The sequence below is a fragment of the Pseudomonas sp. KH_050 genome (assembly GCF_057838875.1).
The window spans coordinates 221,955-243,096 of sequence record NZ_CM174478.1; the positions used below are offsets into that span (position 1 = coordinate 221,955).

Below are 21,142 nucleotides of genomic sequence, written 5' to 3' on the forward strand. Positions count from 1 at the left end.
GTTCAAGACTCCAGGTCGTGCCGATTGACGCGCTCTTCCAGACGGTTCTGCAGGTGCGCGAGCACGCTGGCCAGAATCCAGTAAATCAGTGCGGCGGCAAGATACATGGTGAAAATTTCGAAGGTTCGAGCGGTGATCAGCTGCGCCTGACGGAACAATTCGGGGACCTGAATGGTGGCAGCCAGCGCGGTGTCCTTGACCAGCGAAATAAAGCTGTTGCCCAGCGGCGGCAGGGCGGTACGCGCCGCTTGCGGCAGGATCGCCCGACGCAAGGTTTGCGCGCGCGTCATGCCGATACTGGCGGCAGCCTCCCACTGGCCGCGTTCGATCGAGCTGATCGCGGCACGGAGGATTTCGCAGGCATAGGCGGCCATGTTCAACGAGAAACCGATCAGCGCCGCCGGCAGCGGATCAAGTTCGATACCCAATTGCGGCAAGCCGTAATAGATCACGAACAACTGCACAAGTAGCGGTGTGCCGCGAAAGAACGACACGTAGACGCGGGCAATCCAGCTCACCAGTTTGAAGCGCGAAAGGCGCATCAGCGCCAGGCCGAAGCCAAGCAACAGGCCGAAGAACATCCCGCCCAGGCTGAGGAACACCGTGTAATACGCGCCCTTGATCAGAAAGGGCGCGGAGTCCAGCGCCAGCTGCAGTGCTGCCTGAAGCTGCGGGAAGTGCAGTGCTTCCATTATTGAGTGACGTCAGCGTTGAAGTATTTTTCCGAGATTTTCTTCAGCGTGCCGTCGGCGCGCAGTTTCTCGATGGCTTTGTTGATGGCTTCCAGCAATTCAGGCTCGCCTTTGCGTAGCGCGACACCGGCTTCCTGGCGGGAGAAGGGTTCGCCGGAGACCGCGGTGTCCTTGGCTTTGCCCACCAGTTCGAGGGCCGCCAGGCGGTCCACCAGAATGGCGTCGATGCGTCCTACGCGCAGGTCCTGATACTTGGTTGGATCATCGTCGTAAGTCTTGATGATGGCTTGCGGGACGTTTTCCTTGAGCCACTGCTCATAGTTGGTGCCAAGGCCCACACCCACCTTCTTGCCGGCCAGATCGGCGGCGGTCTTGATGGTGCCTTCGTTCTTTTTCAGGGTCAGCGCCTGAATCCCGGAGATGGTGTAGGGCGTAGAGAAATCGTACTTCTTCTTGCGCTCTTCGGAGATGGTCACCTGGTTGATCACCGCGTCCAGACGCTTGGACTCCAGGGCTGCGAGGATGCCATCCCATTTAGTTGGCTGCAGTTTGACTTTCACGCCCAGCTCTTTGGCCAGGGCTTCCGAGAGCTCGACTTCGAAGCCGGACAGTTTGCCGCTTTCATCGACGAAGCTGAACGGAGGATAGGTGCCTTCCAGACCGACGTTAATCACGCCAGCCGCCTTGATTTTTTGCAGTTGCTCACCAGCAACCGCTTGCCCCAGCAGACCGGCACCGAGTGCCAGACCCAGCGAGCCGATAAGCAGATTTCGACGTAGTGCGGAAAAATTCATGAAAAGCCCCTATGTTTTCTTATGAAAATGCATTTGGAAAAGAAGGCGAATCTCTGGATCTGGACGACTGCAACATCCTGCCTTATAGCAGCCTTTGCGTCTCGCGGCATATTCGCCTACGTGGCGACTACATGACGACGTCTTTAGATTAGAAAATAATATAAAAATACATTCTTATTCGATTTAAGAATAATATTTTTTCGCATTCGAAAAGATCGCAGCCTGCGGCAGCTCCTACGGGACCGGTTATCAATCTGCCTTTGTAGGAGCTGCCGCAGGCTGCGATCTTTTGCTTTTAAAACACTCCCGCATACGCAAACAACGCCGGCGCCCCGCCGGTGTGCAGGAAGATGATCGGACCGTCATCGAAACGATTGCGGCCGATGCCATCGAGCAAGCCGGCCATGGCCTTGCCGGTGTACACCGGATCGAGCAACAAACCTTCGTGACTTGCCACCAGTTTGATCGCCGCCAGGGTTCCGGCATTCGGCTCGCCATAACGGGGGGCGAAATATTCGTCCCACAGCTCAACCTTGAAATTCGCCGGCATGCTCATGCCGAGCAGTTGCGCGGTGCTCTCGGCCAGACTCTGGACCTTCGGTCGCTGGGCTTCATCTGTGCGCGAAACCGTGACACCCACCACCGGCAAATCCGGCAGCACTTCGCTCAGGGCCAAGGCCAGACCGCTATGAGTCCCGGCGCTGCCGGAGGCCAACACGACGGCGGCGAACTTCAGGCCGCTGTCCTCGATCTGCGCGGCCAGTTCCAGACCGGCTCGTACATAACCCAATGCACCCAAGGCGTTGGAGCCGCCAATCGGCACCAGATAGGGTTTCTTGCCACTGGACCGCAGGCGTTCGGCAAGGGCGTGCAGCTGATCGTCGGCGTTGTCGAGGTTCTCCACCAGCTCGACCTTGGCGTCGAACAAATCCAGCAGGAGGCGGTTGCCGTTGGCCAGGTAGTTGCTGTCGCTGGTGCCGATGGGGTTTTCCAGCAATGCGACACAGCCCAGCCCGAGCTTGGCGGCCAATGCCGCGGTCTGGCGTACATGGTTGGACTGAATGGCACCTGCGGTGATCAAGGTATCGGCACCGGCCGCCAGTGCATCGGCCGCCAGGTATTCGAGTTTGCGCAGCTTGTTGCCGCCCAGGGCCAGTGGCGTGGTGTCATCGCGTTTGACATAAATATCGCGCCCCAGCCAGGCCGACAGGCGCTCGAGTTTCTCCAGCGCGGTAGCGGTGCCGAGGAGGTCCAGACGATTAAAGCGAGCGAGCTGTTGTTTGATCATGGGTCCGTACTGGTTGTAGGAGGTGTCTGGACTATAGGCAGGCCTTTTTACTGGAGCAACCGTCAATCGCTTATATCCAAATGTGCTTACCTCCACACAATTCGTTCTTAATTCAGGTTCGGGCGTGTACCGTAAAGTGGAGCCGTTTCCGCAGCCAGACAGTCCGGCTGCATGAATGAGGAGTCTTTACCGTGAGCGAGCGTTCCAGCCATTGGCAGTTGCAGACCATCGTCGAGCAACTGCGCGAAGCCCGAGATCAGTGGCGTACTCAGAACGGCCGCATCAGCGGCGAGCAAGGCGGGCGCGAACTGCCCTCGCGAGCGGCCATGGCCGAGATTCTCGAGGCGCTGTGCGGTGCACTGTTCCCTATGCGCCTTGGGCCGGTGGACCTGCGCGAGGAGAGTGAAGACTTCTACGTCGGCCATACCCTGGATGTGGCGCTCAATGCCCTGTTGGCCCAGGCGCGGCTTGAACTGCGTTATGTGGCGCGACAAAGCGCCCGGGTCGACAACGAAGTCGAGGTCAAGGCGATCCGGCTGATCCAGGATTTCGCCCTTGCGTTGCCGGGCTTGCGCAGCCTGCTCGATACCGACGTGCTGGCCGCCTTCCACGGTGACCCGGCGGCGCGCAGCGTGGATGAAGTGCTGTTGTGCTACCCGGGGATGCTTGCGGTGATTCATCATCGCTTGGCGCATCACCTGTATCGCGCTGGTTTGCCACTATTGGCGCGGATCAGTTCGGAGATCGCCCACTCGGCAACGGGTATCGATATCCATCCCGGCGCGCAGATCGGCGCCAGCTTCTTTATCGATCACGGGACGGGTGTGGTGATCGGCGAGACAGCGATCATTGGTGAGCGGGTGCGCATCTATCAGGCGGTGACCCTTGGCGCGAAACGTTTCCCTGCCGACGAAGACGGCCAACTGCAAAAGGGCCATCCGCGTCACCCGATAGTCGAAGACGATGTGGTGATCTATGCAGGCGCGACCATCCTCGGACGGATCACCATCGGCAAGGGCTCGACCATCGGCGGCAATGTCTGGCTGACTCGCAGCGTGCCGGCCGGCTGCAACCTGACTCAGGCCAATCTGCAGCATGATGACGGGACGCAGAAGTAGCGACGCAGATTATCCCCCTCGCCACATACCCCCTCCTTGAGCTAGTGTCTGAAAAGTACCGCCTGGCCTTGCGATTAGTCCTGAAACACCTTTCCATGTTTAACTTGAACGTTCGTTCAAGTTAAACCGGTGGTTCGCTGCCCGCTCACAACAGGAGGCTTACCTTTGCTGAGTCCGTTTTATCCAGCCACATTTCCCCCCCTTGAGGTGCAGCTTTCATGAGTGCATCGTCCACCCCTCCAAGCAGTCAGATCCGCATGAATCCGCCGGTGTTCTACTTCTCGGCGAGTTTCATTCTGTTGTTCGGCCTGGTGGTCATCGCCATGCCGGCACAGGCCGGCGCCTGGCTACTGGCCGCACAAAACTGGGCGGCCAATACGGTCGGCTGGTACTACATGCTGGCGATGACCCTGTATCTGGTCTTCGTGGTGGTCACCGCCTTGTCCGGCTACGGCAAGATCAAGCTCGGTGCCGACCACGACGAACCCGAATTCAGTTACCTGTCCTGGGCGGGCATGCTGTTCGCCGCCGGGATCAGCATCACGCTGTTTTTCTTCTGTGTTTCCGAGCCGCTGACCCACATGCTGCAGCCGCCCCAGGGCGAAGCCGGCACTGCGGACGCCGCGCGCCAGGCCATGCAGATTCTATTTCTGCACTGGGGCCTGCACGGCTGGGGCGTGTTCGCTTTCGTCGGCATGGCGCTGGCCTACTTCGCCTATCGGCATAACCTGCCGCTGGCTTTGCGCTCGGCGCTGTACCCGTTGATCGGCAAGCGCATCAACGGTCCGATCGGCTACGCAGTAGATGGCTTCGGTATCATCGCCACGGTGTTCGGGCTCGGTGCCGACATGGGCTTTGGTGTGTTGCACCTCAACTCCGGTCTCGACTTCCTGTTTGGTATCGCTCACACCCAGTGGATTCAGGTCGGCCTGATCACCCTGATGATGGGCGCGGCGATCCTCGTTGCCGTCTCCGGGGTCGACAAGGGCGTACGGGTAATGTCCGATATCAACATGCTGCTGGCTTGTGCGCTACTGCTGTTCGTGTTGTTCGCCGGGCCCACCCAGCACCTGCTAAACACCCTGATACAGAACATCGGCGATTACCTCGGCGCCTTGCCGATGAAGAGTTTCGATCTCTACGCCTATGACAAACCCAGCGACTGGCTGGGCGGCTGGACGGTGTTCTATTGGGCCTGGTGGATCGCATGGTCACCGTTCGTGGGGTTGTTCATCGCACGGATTTCACGCGGCCGGACCATCCGCGAATTCGTCTTCGGCGTGCTGCTGATTCCCTTGGGCTTCACCCTGGCGTGGATGTCGATCTTCGGCAACAGCGCCATTGATCAAGTGTTCAACCACGGCATGAGCGCAATGGGTATGTCGGCCCTTGAAAACCCGTCGATGACCCTGTACCTGCTGCTGGAAACCTACCCGTGGGGCAAGACCGTCATCGCAGTCACTGTGTTTATCAGCTTCGTGTTCTTTGTCACCTCCGCAGACTCCGGCACCGTGGTGCTCTCGACGCTTTCGGCCCGTGGCGGCAATCCCGATGAAGACGGACCGAAATGGCTGCGGGTGTTCTGGGGCGCGATGACCGCGCTGATCACCAGTGCGTTGCTATTCGCCGGCAGCATCGACTCGCTGAAATCAGCGGTGGTGCTCACTTCGCTGCCGTTCTCGTTGATCTTGCTGCTGATGATGTGGGGGCTGCACAAGGCGTTCTACCTCGAATCGCAGAAGCAGATCGCGCAAATGCACTCGCTGGCACCGGTGTCCGGATCGCGACGCGGCGGTTGGCGTCAGCGCCTGAGCCAAGCCGTGCATTTCCCGTCACGGGACGAGGTGTACCGCTTTCTCGACTCCACGGTGCGCCCGGCGATCGAAGAAGTGACGGCGGTGTTCGTCGAAAAAGGCCTCAACGTGGTCGCCCAGCCGGATCCGGCCAATGACAGCGTCAGCCTGGAAATCGGCCATGGCGAGCAGCATCCCTTCATCTATCAGGTGCAAATGCGCGGCTATTTCACGCCGTCCTTCGCCCGTGGCGGGATGGGCTCCAAAGAGCTCAACAACCGTCGCTATTACCGCGCTGAAGTGCATCTGAGCGAAGGCAGCCAGGACTACGATCTGGTGGGGTACACCAAGGAACAGATCATCAACGACATCCTCGACCAGTACGAACGGCACCTGCAGTTCCTGCACCTGGTGCGTTGATCAAGGACCCGTGGCCGCTCAGGCTTTGTTCAACGTCATGAACAGCACCAGAGCGGCCACCGGTACAGCGAACACCACACTGGCGACCATCAGTTCAGAGACCAGCGATTGTCCGGCAGTGACCATGCCCATGGCGCCGTTGATCGCGGTCAGTGCCAGCCACAGGACGATGAAGCTGTAGGTGACGGTCTGCTGGCTGAAGCCGAGTTTCTGGCCGATGAACAGCATCAGGGCCAGAAGGACCAGGCCCAAGGTGATGATGATGGTGGTATGCATGGGGTGTCCTCCTTTGAAATATTTGGCGGCTGCCTGTCAGTCTTTGCGGGCAAGTCGGATCGCCGCCCCCACACTTCCAACACTCCTTCATAACGAGCATAGGCGTTGAGCGCCTTGACGACTCAAACCAGCCCGCCGTTGGCCCGCAGGATTTGCCCGTTGATCCAGCTGGCAGCCGGGCTGACTAGAAAGGAGATGACCTTGGCAATGTCTTCTGGCTGACCGAGGCGTTCCAGTGGCGGCATCTTGGCGAAGGTCTGGATCTGCTCTTCGCTTTTGCCGTGCAGGAACAGTTCAGTGGCGACCGGACCGGGAGCGACCGCGTTGACGGTGATGTTGCGACCGCGCAGTTCCTTGGCGAACACCTGGGTAAGGGATTCAACCGCCGCTTTGCTGGCGATGTACACGGCGTAGCCCGGCAGGTTCAGGCCGACAGTGCTGCTGGAGAAATTGATGATCCGCCCGTCGGCATTCAGCCGGGTCGCGGCTTCGCGCAGGGTGTTGAAGGTGCCGCGAGTGTTGATGGCGAAGGTCTGTTCGAACAATTCATCGCTGTGCTGGGCCAGCGGCAGGACTTTGAGAATCCCGGCGTTGTTCACCAGCACATCGACCTTGCCCAATTGCGTTTCGGTCTCATCGAACATCCGGCTGACGTCGGCGCAATTGGCCACGTCGGCCTTGATCGCTATGGCCTGATGGCCGGCCTGGCGCAGTTCTACGACCAGGGCCGAGGCTTCGTTGGCGCTGCTGGCGTAGTTGATGGCGACCGCGAAGCCTTCGCTTGCGAGTTGCCTGACGATGACTGCGCCGATGCCGCGGGAGGCGCCGGTAACGAGGGCGACCCTGGAAGTTTGGTTAGTCATGGCGATGTTTCCTTGGGGGCGAGTGAGTTGCTGGTGTGCGAGCAAGATTCACATGTTTACCAAGGGCGATAAATGCAGCAGAGTTGCCTTGACTGTTCAATAATCGCCAACAATCGAGCGCCAGGAGCCCCACGTGGACCAAGTCAAAGCGATGAAGGTTTTCGTGCGAATCTACGAGCGCAGCAGCTTCACCCTGGCCGCCGATGACCTGAATCTGCCCCGCGCCACCCTGACCCACACCCTCAATCAATTCGAAGCCTGGCTCGGCACTCGGTTGCTGGAGCGCAGCACGCGGCGAGTGCGTCCGACCCTCGATGGCGAGGCGTACTACCAGCGCTGCGTGCAGTTACTGGCGGAACTGGAGGAGGCTGAACTGGCGTTTCGATCAGTGGCGCCGAAAGGGCGGCTGCGGGTCGATTTGCATGGCACTTTGGCCAAGTACTTCGTGATCCCGGCGCTGCCACAATTCATGGAGCGCTACCCGGAGATAGAACTGTCCATCAGCGAAACGGACCGCTTTGTCGACCTGATCAGCGAAGGCGTCGACTGCGTATTGCGCGCCGGCACTCTGGTCGATTCGTCGCTGATTGGCCGCCGCGTCGCGACCCTGCGTCAGGTGACCTGCGCCAGCCCGGCCTACCTGCGCAAATACGGTGAACCGAAAAGCCTCGCCGACCTGACACAACACCGCGCGGTGAACTATGTATCGCGTACCACCGCCAAACTGTTCCCGTTCGAATTCATGGTCGATGGCGAGCTGAAAGAAATCGCCATCAATGGCGCACTGTCAGTGTTCGGCGCGGAAATCTACGCCGCCTCGGCAGTCGCCGGGCTGGGCATAATTCAGTGCCCGCACTACCGCATGGCGACGCAGATCTCCCAAGGGCTGGTGCAAGAAATCCTCACCGATACACCGCCCCCGCCGATGCCAGTCTCGGTGCTCTATCCGCAGAACCGCCATATGTCGCCGAGGGTACGGGTTTTTGTCGATTGGTTGGGTGAGGTGTTTGCCGAGGCTCAGTAACCGTAAGTCGGCGCGAAACCGGGCGTCGGTTTTGTAGACTAATGTTTAACTGAGTGTGTATGGTGTGTATAGATTTCTCCCTTTGCTGCGTACAGTGCGCTACAGGTGCTGTCGAAAAGTGCGAGGGTGATGCGAAGTCGGGAAATGATCAAAGCGATCGAGGAGGATGGGTGGTATCTGGTGGCGGTGAAAGGCAGCCACCATCAATACAAGCATCCTGGCAAGCCGGGTAGGGTCACCATCAAACACCCGGACTCCGATCTTCCGAAAGGTACGATCAACAGCATACTGAAACAGGCCGGACTGAAATGAGCTCGGTAACCGGGTACGAGAACCCTCATGGGGCCGCATTGAAGATAATCCGCTCTCCAACAAAACCGGAAATAGAGGAAGGGTCCACCAACATGAAATTCCCAGTCGTTCTGCACAAGGATGCCGACTCAGACTATGGAGTGATTGTCCCTGACGTGCCGGGTTGCTTCTCCGCGGGTAGCACTGTGTCGCAGGCATTCGAAAACGTGAAAGAAGCATTGTCCCTGCATTACGAAGGACTGGTCGCCGACGGCGATCCACTTCCACAAGTGCACGAGATTGATGATCACCTTGATAATCCTGACTATGCCGGTGGTGTATGGGGTGTGGTCGAGTTTGACGTGACGCCTTACTTCGGGAAGTCGGTACGCTTCAATGCCACGCTTCCCGAGCAGTTACTCGAACGTATCGATCAAACCGTAAAACGGGATCGTCGCTACAGCTCTCGGTCCGGATTTCTGGCTGCGGCGGCACTGCGAGAATTGTCGGCGTGAAGCAGATGATCGTTCCCTCGCGCACATGTGGGGGAACAATCATGCGGTACCGGTGCCGTACCAAATAGATGAAAAACCTCGCCCACTAAAGGTCGCAACGATCTTTAGAGTTCAAAAAAACACTGTTGCCCCCACACAAGTAGAGGATTCAATGACCTATATCGCTGCTGCTGATCGCTACGACTCCATTCCCTACCGCCGCGTCGGACGCAGCGGTCTGGTGCTGCCGGCATTGTCACTGGGCCTGTGGCACAACTTTGGCGACAGCACGCCGATCGATACCCAGCGCTCGTTGCTGCGTACCGCTTTTGACCTGGGCATCAACCACTTCGACCTGGCCAACAACTATGGCCCGCCCTACGGCAGTGCCGAGATCAACTTCGGCCGTTTGCTGCGCGAAGACTTCAAGCACTACCGCGATGAGCTGATCATCTCCAGCAAAGCCGGTTGGGACATGTGGCCGGGCCCGTATGGCCAGGGCGGCGGTTCGCGTAAATACGTGCTGGTCAGCCTCGACCAAAGCCTGCAGCGCATGGGCCTCGACTATGTGGATATCTTCTATTCGCACCGCTTCGACCCGGATACTCCACTGGAAGAAACCGCCAGCGCACTGGCCACTGCGGTGCAGCAAGGCAAGGCATTGTACATCGGCATTTCATCGTATTCCGGAGCCAAAACCCGGGAGATCGCCGCCTTCCTCAAAGAGTGGAAAGTTCCGCTGCTGATTCACCAGCCAGCCTACAACCTGCTTAACCGCTGGGTAGAAAAAGACCTGCTGGATACCACCGATGAACTCGGTACCGGGGTGATCGCCTTCACTCCGTTGGCCCAGGGCCTGCTGACCGACAAATACCTCAACGGTGTGCCCAAGGATGCGCGGATTAACCGTCCGGGCGGCGCTTCGCTGCAAGCCTCGCACCTGTCGCAAGCGAACATCGCCCAGGTGCGTGCGCTCAACGAAATCGCCCAGCGTCGCGGCCAAAGCCTCGCGCAACTGGCCCTGGCCTGGACCCTGCGCGATCCACGGGTGACCTCCGCGCTGATCGGCGCCAGCCGCCCGGAGCAGATCATCGAAAACGTCGGGGCGTTGAAGAATTTGAGCTTCAGTGCTGAAGAACTGGCGGAGATTGACCGGTTTGCCCAGGAAGGCGGGATTAACTTGTGGGAGAAACCGTCGACGGCGGAGTAAGTCTTTAATCCAGTGTGTTGCCGAAAAGATCGCAGCCTGCGGCAGCTCCTACAAAGGCGGGTTGATAACCGGTCCCGTAGGAGCTGCCGCAGGCTGCGATCTTTTGATCTTAAAACGGCACATCCCCCAAAATCGTCGCCCGATGCATCACGCGCCGTTGCGGGCGGTAGTCGTCGACGGCGAAGTGTTGGGTCACGCGATTGTCCCAGAACGCTACGTCGTTCTCTTCCCAGCGCCAGCGGATAGTGAACTCCGGACGGGTGGCGTGGGCGAACAACAGTTTCAGGATTGCTTCGCTTTCAGTTTCTGACAGTTCGTTGATGCGGGTGGTGAAGCCTTCATTGATGAACAGCGACTTGCGTCCGCTGACCGGGTGAGTGCGAATCACCGGGTGCGACAGAGGCGGGTTCTTCTTGCGCGCCTCTTCCCAGCGCGCCAGGTCTTCGGCGGTGGTGCCGAAGCGCTCCAGCGGGAAGGACTTGGTAAAGTCGTGGGTTGCGCTCAGCCCTTGCAGCAACCGTTGCAGGGGGGCCGACAACGCCTCGTACGCTGCAATGCCGCTGGCCCATAGGGTGTCGCCACCAAACGCCGGCAACAGCCTGGCGCTGAGCACCGCGCCCATGGCCGGGGTCGGCAGGAAGGTCACGTCGGTATGCCAGACGGCATTGTCACGCACATCGGTCTGCGCCGTGTCGAGGATCAGCACCTCAGGTTGTTCCGGGACATTCGGGTAGATCGGATGAATGTGCAGGTCGCCGAAGTTGGCGGCGAACCGCGCCTGTTGCTGTGGGTTCAATGGCTGCTCACGAAAAAACAGGACGTGATGCTTGAGCAGCGCCTGCTCGATCGCGTCGCGCTGCTCGACGTTCAGCGGTTGAGTGATGTCGATGTCGCTGACTCGGGCGCCAAGGGCGCAGCTAAGGGGCGTAATGCTCAGGCTCATGATTGTTCTCGAATTCGGTGTCGAAGTGTCGGCGTAGTCAGTTCTGTTCAATGAGCCTGGCCGTGCCACGGCACCAGCTTGCGTTGCAGGGCACGCAGGCCCATTTCCATGGTGAAGGCGATCAGCGCGATTACCAGAATCCCCAGCACCACCACATCGGTGACCAGAAACTGCGCAGCCGACTGGACCATAAAGCCCAGGCCACTGGTGGCGGCGATCAATTCGGCGGCGACCAGAGTCGACCAGCCGACACCCAGGCCAATCCGCACACCGGTGAGAATGTCCGGCAGGGCGCTGGGCAGGATCACATGGCGAATCAGCTGCGCTCGCGTCGCGCCCAAGGATTGCGCGGCACGGAGTTTGGTCGGGTCGACGGTGCGCACGCCCGTGGCGGTGGCGATGGCAATCGGGGCGAAGATCGCCAGGTAAATCAGCAGCACTTTGGAGAGCTCGCCAATCCCGCACCAGATGACGATCAGCGGCAGATAGGCCAGCGGTGGAATAGGACGGTAGAACTCGATCAGCGGATCGAGAATGCCGCGGGCGATGCGGTTGTGGCCGATGGCGATCCCCACCGGGATGGCGCTCAGCACGGCGAATCCCAAGGCCAGGCCGATACGGCTGAGGCTGGCGCCCAGATGCTGCCACAAGGTCGAATCCATATAACCGCTGGTCGCCAGCAACCAGCCTTTTTGCAGGACCGCCGAGGGTGGAGGCAGGAACAGCGGTTCAATCAATCCGCTGGCGGTCACGGCCCACCAGAGGGCGAGCAGCGTAATCAACGTCAGTACGCTGATCCAGCGGGTACCGAGGCTGCGACGAACAGTCATCACACTGGACGAACTGGCGGTGGTTTTCGTGGCCGTGGCCGGTAATCCGTAGCTGCTCATGCGCGCTCCTGGCGCTGGACGGCGCTGCGTTGGGAGAACACTCGAGCGAGCACGTGTTCGCGGGTTTCGATAAAACGCGGGTCGGACTTGATCGCCCGGGCCGACTCACCGGCGGCATAGCGCTGGCCGAAGTCCAGGCTCAGACGCTCGACGATTTGCCCCGGATTGGGCGCCAGTAAAATCAGCTCGGTGGCGAGGAACACCGCTTCTTCGATGTCGTGGGTAATCAGGAACACCGGTTTGGCGGTGCGCTTCCAGACCTGCAGCAGCAGTTCCTGCATCTGCTCGCGGGTGAAGGCGTCAAGGGCGCCGAAGGGTTCATCCATCAGCAGCACACGCGGGTCAGCGGCAAGGGCGCGGGCCAGGCCGACACGCTGTTTCTGGCCGCCGGACAGCTGCCAGATGCGACGCTGATCGAAGCCGGCGAGGTCCACCAGCGCGAGCATTTCCCGCGCGCGGATTTCCCGTTGCGGCTTGTGGATACCCGCCAGTTCCAGGCCGAAACCGACGTTAGCCAATACATCCTGCCACGGCAGCAGCGCATCATCCTGAAACACCACGCCGCGCTCGGCGTTCGGGCCTCTGACTGGCACTCCGTCGAGGGTGATGCGCCCGGCGCTCGGTTCGACGAAGCCGGCGATCAGGTTCAACAGCGAGGTCTTGCCACTGCCGGAAGGACCGAGGGCGACCAGCAACTGCTGTGGCCCCAGGCTCAGTGAAATATCCGCCAGCACCGGCTCGGCCGCGCCGGGGTACTGTGCGCTGATGCGCTCCAGTTCTAACAAGGCCATCGCTGTTTGCTCCCGATCAGTTGGTAATGAACTTGGCGCTGACGTACGGAGCGTAGTCCGGCAGTACGGCTTCGACCTTGCCTTGCTCCTTGAGGAACGTGGCGGTGTCGGTGATGGCTTTGGTGGTCGGTGCGCCGAGGGTGATCACCTGGTCAGCCGCCAGCGGGTAGACGTTGCCTTGCAGCAGTAACGGGATGTCGCTGGCTTTGGCGCCGGAGAGTTTCACCAGTTTGTCGACGTTGCCTTGGTCTGCCAGCCAGGCTTGGGGGTCTTTGCGGTAATCGGCGTAGGCGTCGAGGGTGACTTTGGCGAAGGCGGTGACAATTTCCGGGTGCTTCTCGGCGAAGTCTTTACGCACGATCCAGGCATCGAAGGTCGGCGCGCCGAACCTGGCCAGTTCGCCCGAGGTAATCAGTACCTTGCCGTTTTCCTTGGCCACGCCCAGCGCCGGGTCCCAGACGTAGGTCGCATCGATGTCGCCGCGTTTCCATGCGGCAACGATCGCTGGCGGTGCGAGATTGAGGATCTGTACTTTCGACGGGTCGATCTTCCAGTGCTTGAGTGCCGCCAGCAGGCTGTAGTGGCCGGTCGAAACGAAGGGCACGGCGATTTTCTTGCCGATCAGGTCCTGTGGGGTTTTGATCCCGGAACCGTCGCGGGCCACCAGGGCTTCGGCGGCGCCGATCTGGGTAGCGATGAGGAAGGTCTGCACCGGGACTTTGCGGGTAATCGCCGCCGTCAGCGGGCTGGAGCCGAGGTAGCCAATCTGCACATCGCCCGAGGCAATGGCGGCAATGATATCGGCACCGTTGTCGAATTTGCGCCAGTCGATTTTTGCGTGAGTGGCTTTTTCATAAGCGCCGTCGGCCTGGGCTACTTTTGCCGGGTCAACGGTGGTCTGGTAGGCAACGGTAACGTCAGCCGCCTGGGCAAAGAAGCTCGCCGCAGCCAGGGACGCGGCCGCCAGGAGACGAAGGGGAAAGTACGTTTTCATTGAGAAGCTCCTTGTTCAAGCGGCCGGAGGATCGGCTGACAAGGAGACTAAATGATCTAAGAATCAGAAAATAAATAACTTTTTAGAATTAGCATATGAGCGGAAAATTCTAAGGATCAAAAGATCGCAGCCTGCGGCAGCTCCTACAAAGGCGGGTTGATAACCGGTCCCGTAGGAGCTGCCGCAGGCTGCGATCTTTTTACAGGCGCCGCTTAATTACTGATCGCCAGAATACTCGCTTGATACGAGGCGACAAACACGTCGAAATCGCCAACTTCGTTCTGCTCCAACTCTTCCTGTTGCGCCAGCGAACTGCGCGCCAGCTCCTCGAAGCGAGCCTGGTCTTCGGCACCCAATGGCTCGCTGCGGAAGTACTCGGCATGGGCCCGGCTCTGGCGCAGAGAGAACCGGGTGAAGCCCTCTTTATGCGCTTGCATGGCGGCCAACACCTGCGCGGACGGAGTCAGGGACGGATCCTTGACCTTCGCCAGTTGCGCGTCCAGGGCTTTGCTGTGGGCATCGCCGCCGTGGCTCTGGTCGAGCAGCGCGGCCAATGGCGCAATCTTCTCCAGCAATTCGCCGGCCCACTCTTTGAGGTCAATCGGCTGGCCTTGGCGTTGCAACCGCAGGCCCGGACGGCGACCTTCCTTGACCACGGTGAGGAAGTTCGAGGTGCAGTTGCCGCACTCATTGTTTTCGAGCCGCGGGCTTTCATTCAACGCGCAATACAGCAGGAAGGCGTCGAGGAAACGTGCCTCCTGTAGATCGATGCCCATTGGCAGGAACGGGTTGATGTCCAGGCAACGCACTTCGACGTACTGAACGCCACGAGCCACCAGTGCCTGGATCGGCCGCTCGCCGGTGTAGGTCACACGTTTCGGGCGGATGTTGGAGTAGTACTCGTTTTCGATCTGCAGGATGTTGGTGTTGAGCTGAATCCACTCACCATCCTTATGGGTGCCGATCTCGACGTAGGGCGCATAGGGCGTGGCCACTGCCTTGCGTAGGCTGTGGGTGTAGCTTTCCAGATCGTTGTAGCACGGCGTCAGCCCGGCCTGAGCGTTACTCTGGTAACCCAGGTCGCTCATGCGCAGGCTGGTGGCGTAAGGCAGGTACAGCGTGTCTGCATCAAACTGTTCAAGCTGATGGGAGCGACCGCGCAAAAAACCCGCATCGAGTGTCGGCGAGGAGCCGAACAGGTACATCAACAGCCAGCTGTAGCGGCGGAAGTTACGGATCAAGGCGATATAGGCCGCCGACTGATAGTCGCGGTCGCTACCGACAAAGCCTTCGTCCTGCTTGAGCAGCGGCCAGAGTTTCTCCGGCAGGGAGAAGTTGTAGTGAATCCCGGCAATGCATTGCATGGTCTTGCCGTAACGCAGGGCCAGACCCTTGCGGTACACGTACTTGAGCTTGCCGATGTTGGACGTGCCGTAATAGGCAATCGGGATATCTTCCTCGGCCGGCAACGGGCACGGCATCGATGGACTCCACAGGTACTCGTTGCCGAGCTTGCTGTAGGCAAAACGGTGGATCTTGTCGAGGCTGCTCAGCGTGTCTGCCGGATCAGCCAGGGCCGGCGTGATGAACTCCAGCAGCGACTCGGAATAGTCGGTAGTGATTTGCTCGTGGGTCAGTGTCGAGCCCAGTTCTTCAGGGTGCGGCGTCTGCGCCAGACGGCCGGTATCGGTGACGCGCAGGCATTCGCGCTCGATACCATGCAGGCACTGCTCGAGCAGAGAGAGGTTAGCGCGCTCGCCGAGCAGAGCCAGGCGGCGGTTGAGAAGTTCGCTCAAGTTGGATTCCTTCACGCGTCAGTCGCCCCAATATGGGGGTGGGCAAGACGGTCTACAAGGGTGAAGTTGAAACTGGCGTGGTCGCCTGGTTCTCGAGCCGTAAAGACCCACTTTGAAAATACCGGCTTCATCCCTGAATCTGGCGCGGGACGAAGAAAATTTCGACGCCGCATTCGTTGCGCCGAAATTAACTCAAATTGATGGCCGGGAGCTATAGGACAGCGAAGGTGCCTTGCGCTTTTGCGACCAGCTTGTCGCCTTGCATCACATCCGCTTCGACCACCAGGGTGCGGCGGCCTGGGTGGATAACCCGCGCCGTGCATAGCACTTCGCCTTCGGAAACGGCGCGAATGTAGTTGATCTTGCACTCGATGGTCGCGCTCTGCTGGTCGAAACCATGGGTGCTGGAACAGGCCAGCCCCATGGCGATATCCACCAGACTGAACAAGGCCCCGCCGTGCAGCTTGCCGCCGCGATTGCGCAATTGCGGCTCGAGGCCAAGAGTGACTTGCGCCACCCCGACCTCAAGACTGTGCAAACGGCAACCAAGCAGCTTGAAGAAAGCGCTTTCGGTCCGTCCGGCAGGGATTTCCATCAGCGTTTCTTCAACTGCTTGGCATTGGCGAACAACGAAGCCATGGCGTTGTTGGCCGGAGCCGCCGCCGTGGTTTCTTTACGCGGTGCAGTGTTTTGCGACTGACGTGGAGCCGAGCCGGGGCGCGCGCCACGGGCACCGTCGATTTTCTCGCCCGGGGTGTCGCTCATGCGCATCGACAGGCCGACGCGTTTGCGCGGGATGTCGACTTCCATGACCTTGACCTTGACCACATCACCGGCTTTCACCGCTTCACGCGGATCCTTGATGAATTTCTCCGACAAGGCGGAAATGTGCACCAGACCATCCTGATGCACGCCGATATCGACGAAAGCACCGAAGTTGGTCACATTGGTGACCACGCCTTCGAGGATCATCCCCAGTTCCAGATCCTTGAGGTCTTCGACGCCGTCCTGGAACTCGGCGGTCTTGAACCCTGGACGCGGGTCGCGGCCGGGTTTTTCCAGCTCTTGAAGAATGTCGGTCACTGTCGGCAGGCCGAAGGTTTCGTCGGTGTACTTCTTCGGATCAAGACGTTTGAGGAAGCTGGCGTCGCCGATGAGCGAGCGGATGTCGCGGTCGGTTTCGGCCGCGATGCGCTGTACCAACGGGTAGGCTTCCGGGTGAACCGCGGATGAATCCAGTGGGTTGTCGCCGTTCATTACCCGCAGGAAGCCGGCGGCCTGTTCGAAGGTTTTTTCGCCCAGGCGCGCGACTTTCTTCAACGCCGCGCGGGTCTTGAACGCGCCGTTTTCATCACGGTGAGTGACGATGTTCTGCGCCAGCGTCGCGTTGAGCCCGGAAATCCGTGCCAGCAGCGCCACCGAAGCGGTGTTCACGTCGACGCCGACAGCGTTCACGCAATCCTCGACCACCGCATCCAGACCGCGCGCCAGTTTCAGCTGCGACACATCGTGCTGGTACTGACCGACTCCGATGGATTTCGGATCGATTTTCACCAGTTCGGCCAGTGGATCCTGCAGGCGACGGGCAATCGACACCGCGCCACGGATCGACACGTCGAGGTCCGGGAATTCCCTGGAAGCCAGTTCCGAAGCCGAGTACACCGAAGCGCCAGCCTCGGAGACCATGACTTTGGTCATCTTCATGCCTGGGTATTTCTTGATCAGCTCGGCGGCCAGCTTGTCGGTTTCGCGGCTGGCGGTGCCGTTACCAATGGCAATCAAGTCCACCGAGTGCTTGGCGCACAGGGCGGCCAGCACGGCGATAGTCTGGTCCCACTGGTTTTTCGGTACGTGGGGGTAAACGGTGGCGTAGTCCAGCAGCTTGCCGGTGGCATCGACCACCGCGACTTTGCAACCGGTGCGCAGGCCTGGGTCCAGGCCCAGGGTTGCACGTGGTCCGGCTGGTGCGGCCAGCAGCAAGTCGTGCAGGTTGTGGGCGAACACGTTGATCGCCTCGGTTTCGGCGCCGTCGCGCAACTCGCCCAGCAAATCGGTTTCCAGGTGGGTGTAGAGCTTGACCTTCCAGGTCCAGCGCACCACTTCGCTCAGCCATTTATCGGCTGGGCGATTCTGGTTTTGCACGCCGAAACGCTCGCCGATCATGATTTCGCACGGGTGCATGGCGCCCGGCAGCTCTTCGCCGACTTTCAGCGAGGAGCTGAGAATGCCTTCGTTGCGACCACGGAAAATCGCCAGCGCCCGGTGCGACGGCATGCTTTTCAGCGGTTCGTCGTGTTCGAAATAATCGCGGAACTTGGCGCCTTCCTCTTCCTTGCCGGCGATCACGCGGGCACTGAGGGTGGCTTCTTGCTTGAGGTAGCTGCGCAGCTTGTCCAGCAAGCTGGCGTCTTCGGCGAAGCGCTCCATGAGGATGTACTTGGCGCCTTCGAGGGCAGCCTTGACATCGGCAACGCCTTTTTCGGCATCGACGAAACGCACGGCTTCGGATTCCGGAGTCAGCGTCGGGTCATTGAACAGGCCGTCGGCCAACTCGCCGAGGCCGGCCTCCAGGGCGATCTGGCCCTTGGTGCGGCGCTTCTGTTTGTACGGCAGGTATAAATCTTCAAGGCGGGTCTTGGTGTCGGCGAGTTTGATGTCGCGGGCCAGCTCCGGGGTCAACTTGCCTTGCTCTTCGATGCTGGCGAGGATGCTCAGGCGCCGTTCGTCGAGTTCTCGCAGGTAGCGCAGGCGCTCTTCCAGGTGCCGCAATTGGATGTCATCGAGGCTGCCGGTCACTTCTTTCCGGTAACGGGCGATGAAGGGCACCGTGGAGCCTTCATCCAGTAGAGCGACGGCCGCTTCGACCTGTTGCGGGCGTACACCGAGTTCCTCGGCGATGCGGCTGTTGATGCTGTCCATAAAACCACCTGACAAATTGTGAAAGCAGGCTCGCAGGCGCGGGGTTCGGGCTTGGCGAGTCTGGTTGAGCGGCCTGGCCGGCGCCGCTACCTGGATCAAAAGGCAGCCCTGTTGACCCGTGAAATCGAAAAATTACTGCGCAGCCATGGAAAATGAAGAGTGGCCACCCACAGTAACGATCAGACGTTGCCCTGCACAAAAGGCGGCGCATTATAACCAGCGTTCGGCCCTTGGGGGATATCGTGCCATGTAGGCAAAATGGCCGGTTCACTGGCGATCGAGGAAAAATCTGCTAACAATGCACACGGTGCGTATAACGGCAGCTACGCCATAATGCGTGCCGAGATCATAGGAGCATCCAATGAGCAGCACTGCACAAACTGCTGAAGGCGAAAAAATTCTCATCGTTGATGACGATCCGGGGTTGAGCAGCCTGCTGGAACGTTTTTTCGTCAGCAAGGGCTTTCGCGCCCGGGCCGTGCCGAACACCGAACAAATGGATCGTCTGCTGGGGCGCGAGGTTTTCCACTTGGTGGTACTCGACCTGATGATGCCCGGTGAAGATGGCTTGAGCGCGCTGAAACGCCTGCGCATGGCGAAAAACCAGATACCGATTATCATGCTGACTGCCAAGGGCGACGAGCTGAGCCGCATCAAAGGCCTCGAAGATGGCGCCGATGATTACCTGGCCAAACCGTTCAACCCGGACGAGCTGCTGGCCCGTGTCAAAGCGGTCCTGCGGCGTCAGTCGGCGCCGGTGCCTGGCGCACCGGGTAGCGAAGACGAAAGCGTGACCTTCGGCGACTACGAGCTGTCCCTGGCCACCCGTGAACTCAAGCGTGGCGAGGAAGTACACATGCTCACCACCGGTGAGTTCGCGGTACTCAAGGCACTGGTGATGAATGCTCGCCAGCCGCTGACCCGTGACAAACTGATGAATCTGGCCCGTGGCCGCGAGTGGGATGCCCTGGAGCGCTCCATCGATGTACAGATCTCCCGTCTGCGTCGGATGATCGAGCCCGATCCGTCCAAACCGCGTTATATCCAGACCGTCTGGGGTGTGGGGTATGTGTTTGTACCGGATGGCACCGCGACCAAGTGACCGGTGATTTGTAGGAGCGGGTTCTCGGGCGATCTGTCACATGACGGCGAGCCGGGCGGCTCGCAATCCGCAATTCTGCGAGCACCGCTCGCTCCTGCAAAGTGTGTAGTTGCTGTCTATGAAGACCCCCGTGTGGTTCCCTCAAAGTTTCTTCTCTCGCACCCTGTGGCTGGTGCTGATCGTCGTGCTGTTTTCCAAGGCGCTGACCCTGGTTTATCTGCTGATGAACGAAGACGTGCTGGTAGATCGCCAATACAGCCATGGTGTCGCGCTGACCTTGCGCTCTTATTGGGCTGCGGACGAAGCGAACCGCGAGAAAATCGCCGAAGCCGCCACGCTGATTCGAGTGGTCGGTGCAGGTGTGCCAGAAGGTGAACAGCACTGGCCGTACAGCGAGATCTACCAGAGACAGATGCAGGCCGAACTGGGGGCCGACACCGAAGTACGCTTGCGCATGCATGCACCACCGGCTCTTTGGGTGCGCGCGCCGAGCCTCGGTGATGGCTGGCTGAAAGTGCCGTTGTATCCACACCCGTTGCGTGGCCAGAAAATCTGGAGCGTGCTGGGCTGGTTCCTGGCGATCGGTCTGTTATCCACAGCCTCGGCCTGGATTTTCGTCAGCCAGCTCAACCAGCCCCTAAAGCGTCTGGTGTATGCCGCCCGCCAATTAGGTCAGGGGCGTAGCGTGCGTCTGCCGATCAGCGATACCCCGAGTGAAATGGCCGAGGTGTATCGCGCCTTCAACCAGATGGCCGAGGACGTCGAACAGGCCGGGCGTGAGCGCGAGCTGATGCTGGCTGGCGTGTCCCATGACCTGCGCACTCCGCTGACCCGCTTGCGGCTGTCCCTGGAGTTGATGGGCGACCATAGCGACCTCACCGACGCCATGGTGCGCGACATTGAAGACATGGACGCAATTCTCGATCAGTTCCTGGCGTTTATTCGCGATGGTCGCGACGAGACGGTCGAAGAAGTCGACCTTACCGATCTGGTGCGTGAAGTCGCGGCGCCTTACAACCAGAACGAGGAGCGGGTTCGCCTGCGCCTGGAACCGATCCAGCCGTTCCCGTTGCGCCGGGTTTCGATGAAGCGCCTGTTGAACAACCTGATTGGCAACGCCTTGCATCACGCCGGTACCGGGGTCGAAGTGGCCGCCCATGTGTCAGGCGACACCAACGCACCCTACGTGGTGTTGAGCGTGATGGATCGTGGGGCCGGTATCGATCAGTCAGAGCTTGAAGCGATCTTCAACCCCTTCACCCGCGGCGACCGCGCCCGAGGCGGCAAAGGCACCGGGCTGGGCCTGGCTATCGTCAAACGGATCGCCTCGATGCACGGCGGCAATGTAGAACTGCGCAACCGCGCAGGCGGTGGGCTCGAAGCGCGAGTGCGCTTGCCGTTGGGGCTGATGTTGCCGAGGGATGCGGTGTAGCAGGTCTCCAGA

At 60.0% G+C, this 21,142-nt stretch carries 20 protein-coding genes; 8 read left to right on the top strand and 12 right to left on the bottom strand.

The genetic code is table 11. From position 1 onward, the window contains the following. Positions 1-2: 2 nt before the first annotated feature. The 3 genes from tcyL to AC3IUA_RS00985 form a co-directional block, all read right to left on the bottom strand. The gene (gene tcyL / locus AC3IUA_RS00975; protein ID WP_489358673.1) at positions 3-692 is read right to left on the bottom strand and encodes a cystine ABC transporter permease; all 690 of its coding nucleotides are present in this window, start codon (positions 690-692) and stop codon (positions 3-5) included. Further along, the gene (tcyJ, locus tag AC3IUA_RS00980; RefSeq protein ID WP_489358674.1) at positions 692-1,486 is read right to left on the bottom strand and encodes a cystine ABC transporter substrate-binding protein; all 795 of its coding nucleotides are present in this window, start codon (positions 1,484-1,486) and stop codon (positions 692-694) included. The genes tcyL and tcyJ overlap by 1 nt, the downstream gene beginning before the upstream one ends. Positions 1,487-1,781: 295 nt before the next feature. Further along, positions 1,782-2,774: a D-cysteine desulfhydrase gene (locus AC3IUA_RS00985; protein WP_489358675.1), complete on the bottom strand. Its 993-nt coding sequence runs from the start codon at positions 2,772-2,774 to the stop codon at positions 1,782-1,784. A gap of 191 nt (positions 2,775-2,965) precedes the next feature. Between AC3IUA_RS00985 and epsC the strand changes: the two genes are divergently transcribed. Together epsC and betT are read left to right on the top strand one after the other, a co-directional pair. Further along, entirely contained in the window at positions 2,966-3,892 is a 927-nt protein-coding gene (gene epsC / locus AC3IUA_RS00990) for a serine O-acetyltransferase EpsC (RefSeq protein ID WP_489358676.1), read from the top strand. A gap of 257 nt (positions 3,893-4,149) precedes the next feature. Continuing rightward, complete coding sequence (betT, locus tag AC3IUA_RS00995; RefSeq protein WP_489362190.1) at positions 4,150-6,105, top strand: choline transporter BetT; 1,956 nt, start codon at positions 4,150-4,152, stop codon at positions 6,103-6,105. A gap of 18 nt (positions 6,106-6,123) precedes the next feature. Here betT and AC3IUA_RS01000 read toward each other — a convergent pair whose 3' ends face one another. Next, positions 6,124-6,381 (bottom strand): hypothetical protein, encoded by a 258-nt coding sequence (locus tag AC3IUA_RS01000; protein ID WP_489358677.1) that lies wholly within the window; start codon positions 6,379-6,381, stop codon positions 6,124-6,126. Positions 6,382-6,503: 122 nt separating this feature from the next. Then, on the bottom strand, positions 6,504-7,244 hold the full coding sequence (locus AC3IUA_RS01005; RefSeq protein ID WP_489358678.1) for an SDR family oxidoreductase: 741 nt from the start codon (positions 7,242-7,244) through the stop codon (positions 6,504-6,506). A 133-nt stretch (positions 7,245-7,377) separates the two neighbouring features. On the opposite strand from AC3IUA_RS01005, the gene AC3IUA_RS01010 reads away from it, so the two are divergent. The 4 genes from AC3IUA_RS01010 to mgrA all read left to right on the top strand — a co-directional run bounded on the left by AC3IUA_RS01010 (position 7,378) and on the right by mgrA (position 10,263). Then, complete coding sequence (locus tag AC3IUA_RS01010) at positions 7,378-8,268, top strand: LysR family transcriptional regulator (RefSeq protein ID WP_489358679.1); 891 nt, start codon at positions 7,378-7,380, stop codon at positions 8,266-8,268. Between the two features lie 129 nt (positions 8,269-8,397). Next, on the top strand, positions 8,398-8,580 hold the full coding sequence (locus AC3IUA_RS01015) for a type II toxin-antitoxin system HicA family toxin (protein ID WP_489362192.1): 183 nt from the start codon (positions 8,398-8,400) through the stop codon (positions 8,578-8,580). 92 nt (positions 8,581-8,672) lie between these two features. Continuing rightward, on the top strand, positions 8,673-9,074 hold the full coding sequence (locus tag AC3IUA_RS01020; protein WP_150641424.1) for a type II toxin-antitoxin system HicB family antitoxin: 402 nt from the start codon (positions 8,673-8,675) through the stop codon (positions 9,072-9,074). A gap of 151 nt (positions 9,075-9,225) precedes the next feature. After that, on the top strand, positions 9,226-10,263 hold the full coding sequence (gene mgrA / locus AC3IUA_RS01025; protein WP_489358680.1) for an L-glyceraldehyde 3-phosphate reductase: 1,038 nt from the start codon (positions 9,226-9,228) through the stop codon (positions 10,261-10,263). A 109-nt stretch (positions 10,264-10,372) separates the two neighbouring features. Here the strand turns inward: mgrA and tauD are convergent, their stop codons facing one another. The 7 genes from tauD to AC3IUA_RS01060 form a co-directional block, all read right to left on the bottom strand. Then, complete coding sequence (gene tauD / locus AC3IUA_RS01030; protein WP_489358681.1) at positions 10,373-11,206, bottom strand: taurine dioxygenase; 834 nt, start codon at positions 11,204-11,206, stop codon at positions 10,373-10,375. 47 nt (positions 11,207-11,253) lie between these two features. Then, positions 11,254-12,096, bottom strand: coding sequence for a taurine ABC transporter permease TauC (gene tauC, locus AC3IUA_RS01035; RefSeq protein ID WP_489358682.1), 843 nt, complete (start codon positions 12,094-12,096; stop codon positions 11,254-11,256). Beyond that, positions 12,093-12,887 (bottom strand): taurine ABC transporter ATP-binding subunit, encoded by a 795-nt coding sequence (gene tauB, locus AC3IUA_RS01040; RefSeq protein WP_489358683.1) that lies wholly within the window; start codon positions 12,885-12,887, stop codon positions 12,093-12,095. The genes tauC and tauB overlap by 4 nt, the downstream gene beginning before the upstream one ends. A gap of 16 nt (positions 12,888-12,903) precedes the next feature. Then, complete coding sequence (gene tauA / locus AC3IUA_RS01045; protein ID WP_489358684.1) at positions 12,904-13,881, bottom strand: taurine ABC transporter substrate-binding protein; 978 nt, start codon at positions 13,879-13,881, stop codon at positions 12,904-12,906. Positions 13,882-14,093: 212 nt separating this feature from the next. Continuing rightward, entirely contained in the window at positions 14,094-15,677 is a 1,584-nt protein-coding gene (gene gshA, locus AC3IUA_RS01050) for a glutamate--cysteine ligase (RefSeq protein WP_489358685.1), read from the bottom strand. 211 nt (positions 15,678-15,888) lie between these two features. After that, the gene (locus tag AC3IUA_RS01055) at positions 15,889-16,272 is read right to left on the bottom strand and encodes a PaaI family thioesterase (protein ID WP_489358686.1); all 384 of its coding nucleotides are present in this window, start codon (positions 16,270-16,272) and stop codon (positions 15,889-15,891) included. Then, entirely contained in the window at positions 16,272-18,596 is a 2,325-nt protein-coding gene (locus AC3IUA_RS01060; RefSeq protein WP_489358687.1) for a Tex family protein, read from the bottom strand. Before AC3IUA_RS01060 ends, AC3IUA_RS01055 begins: the two co-directional genes overlap by 1 nt. Positions 18,597-18,957: 361 nt before the next feature. On the opposite strand from AC3IUA_RS01060, the gene ompR reads away from it, so the two are divergent. Further along, on the top strand, positions 18,958-19,698 hold the full coding sequence (gene ompR, locus AC3IUA_RS01065; RefSeq protein WP_489358688.1) for an osmolarity response regulator transcription factor OmpR: 741 nt from the start codon (positions 18,958-18,960) through the stop codon (positions 19,696-19,698). 118 nt (positions 19,699-19,816) lie between these two features. Next, the gene (locus AC3IUA_RS01070; RefSeq protein WP_489358689.1) at positions 19,817-21,130 is read left to right on the top strand and encodes an ATP-binding protein; all 1,314 of its coding nucleotides are present in this window, start codon (positions 19,817-19,819) and stop codon (positions 21,128-21,130) included. The last annotated feature ends 12 nt before the right edge of the window (positions 21,131-21,142 follow it).

Bases quoted from the DNA above. Each gene is read 5' to 3' on its own strand.
- tcyL (WP_489358673.1), bottom strand. From the start codon at position 692: ATGGAAGCACTGCACTTCCCGCAGCTTCAGGCAGCACTGCAGCTGGCG.
- tcyJ (WP_489358674.1), bottom strand. From the start codon at position 1,486: ATGAATTTTTCCGCACTACGTCGAAATCTGCTTATCGGCTCGCTGGGT.
- AC3IUA_RS00985 (WP_489358675.1), bottom strand. From the start codon at position 2,774: ATGATCAAACAACAGCTCGCTCGCTTTAATCGTCTGGACCTCCTCGGC.
- betT (WP_489362190.1), top strand. From the start codon at position 4,150: ATGAATCCGCCGGTGTTCTACTTCTCGGCGAGTTTCATTCTGTTGTTC.
- AC3IUA_RS01000 (WP_489358677.1), bottom strand. From the start codon at position 6,381: ATGCATACCACCATCATCATCACCTTGGGCCTGGTCCTTCTGGCCCTG.
- AC3IUA_RS01005 (WP_489358678.1), bottom strand. From the start codon at position 7,244: ATGACTAACCAAACTTCCAGGGTCGCCCTCGTTACCGGCGCCTCCCGC.
- AC3IUA_RS01015 (WP_489362192.1), top strand. From the start codon at position 8,398: ATGCGAAGTCGGGAAATGATCAAAGCGATCGAGGAGGATGGGTGGTAT.
- AC3IUA_RS01020 (WP_150641424.1), top strand. From the start codon at position 8,673: ATGAAATTCCCAGTCGTTCTGCACAAGGATGCCGACTCAGACTATGGA.
- mgrA (WP_489358680.1), top strand. From the start codon at position 9,226: ATGACCTATATCGCTGCTGCTGATCGCTACGACTCCATTCCCTACCGC.
- tauD (WP_489358681.1), bottom strand. From the start codon at position 11,206: ATGAGCCTGAGCATTACGCCCCTTAGCTGCGCCCTTGGCGCCCGAGTC.
- tauC (WP_489358682.1), bottom strand. From the start codon at position 12,096: ATGAGCAGCTACGGATTACCGGCCACGGCCACGAAAACCACCGCCAGT.
- tauB (WP_489358683.1), bottom strand. From the start codon at position 12,887: ATGGCCTTGTTAGAACTGGAGCGCATCAGCGCACAGTACCCCGGCGCG.
- tauA (WP_489358684.1), bottom strand. From the start codon at position 13,881: ATGAAAACGTACTTTCCCCTTCGTCTCCTGGCGGCCGCGTCCCTGGCT.
- AC3IUA_RS01055 (WP_489358686.1), bottom strand. From the start codon at position 16,272: ATGGAAATCCCTGCCGGACGGACCGAAAGCGCTTTCTTCAAGCTGCTT.
- AC3IUA_RS01060 (WP_489358687.1), bottom strand. From the start codon at position 18,596: ATGGACAGCATCAACAGCCGCATCGCCGAGGAACTCGGTGTACGCCCG.
- ompR (WP_489358688.1), top strand. From the start codon at position 18,958: ATGAGCAGCACTGCACAAACTGCTGAAGGCGAAAAAATTCTCATCGTT.
- AC3IUA_RS01070 (WP_489358689.1), top strand. From the start codon at position 19,817: ATGAAGACCCCCGTGTGGTTCCCTCAAAGTTTCTTCTCTCGCACCCTG.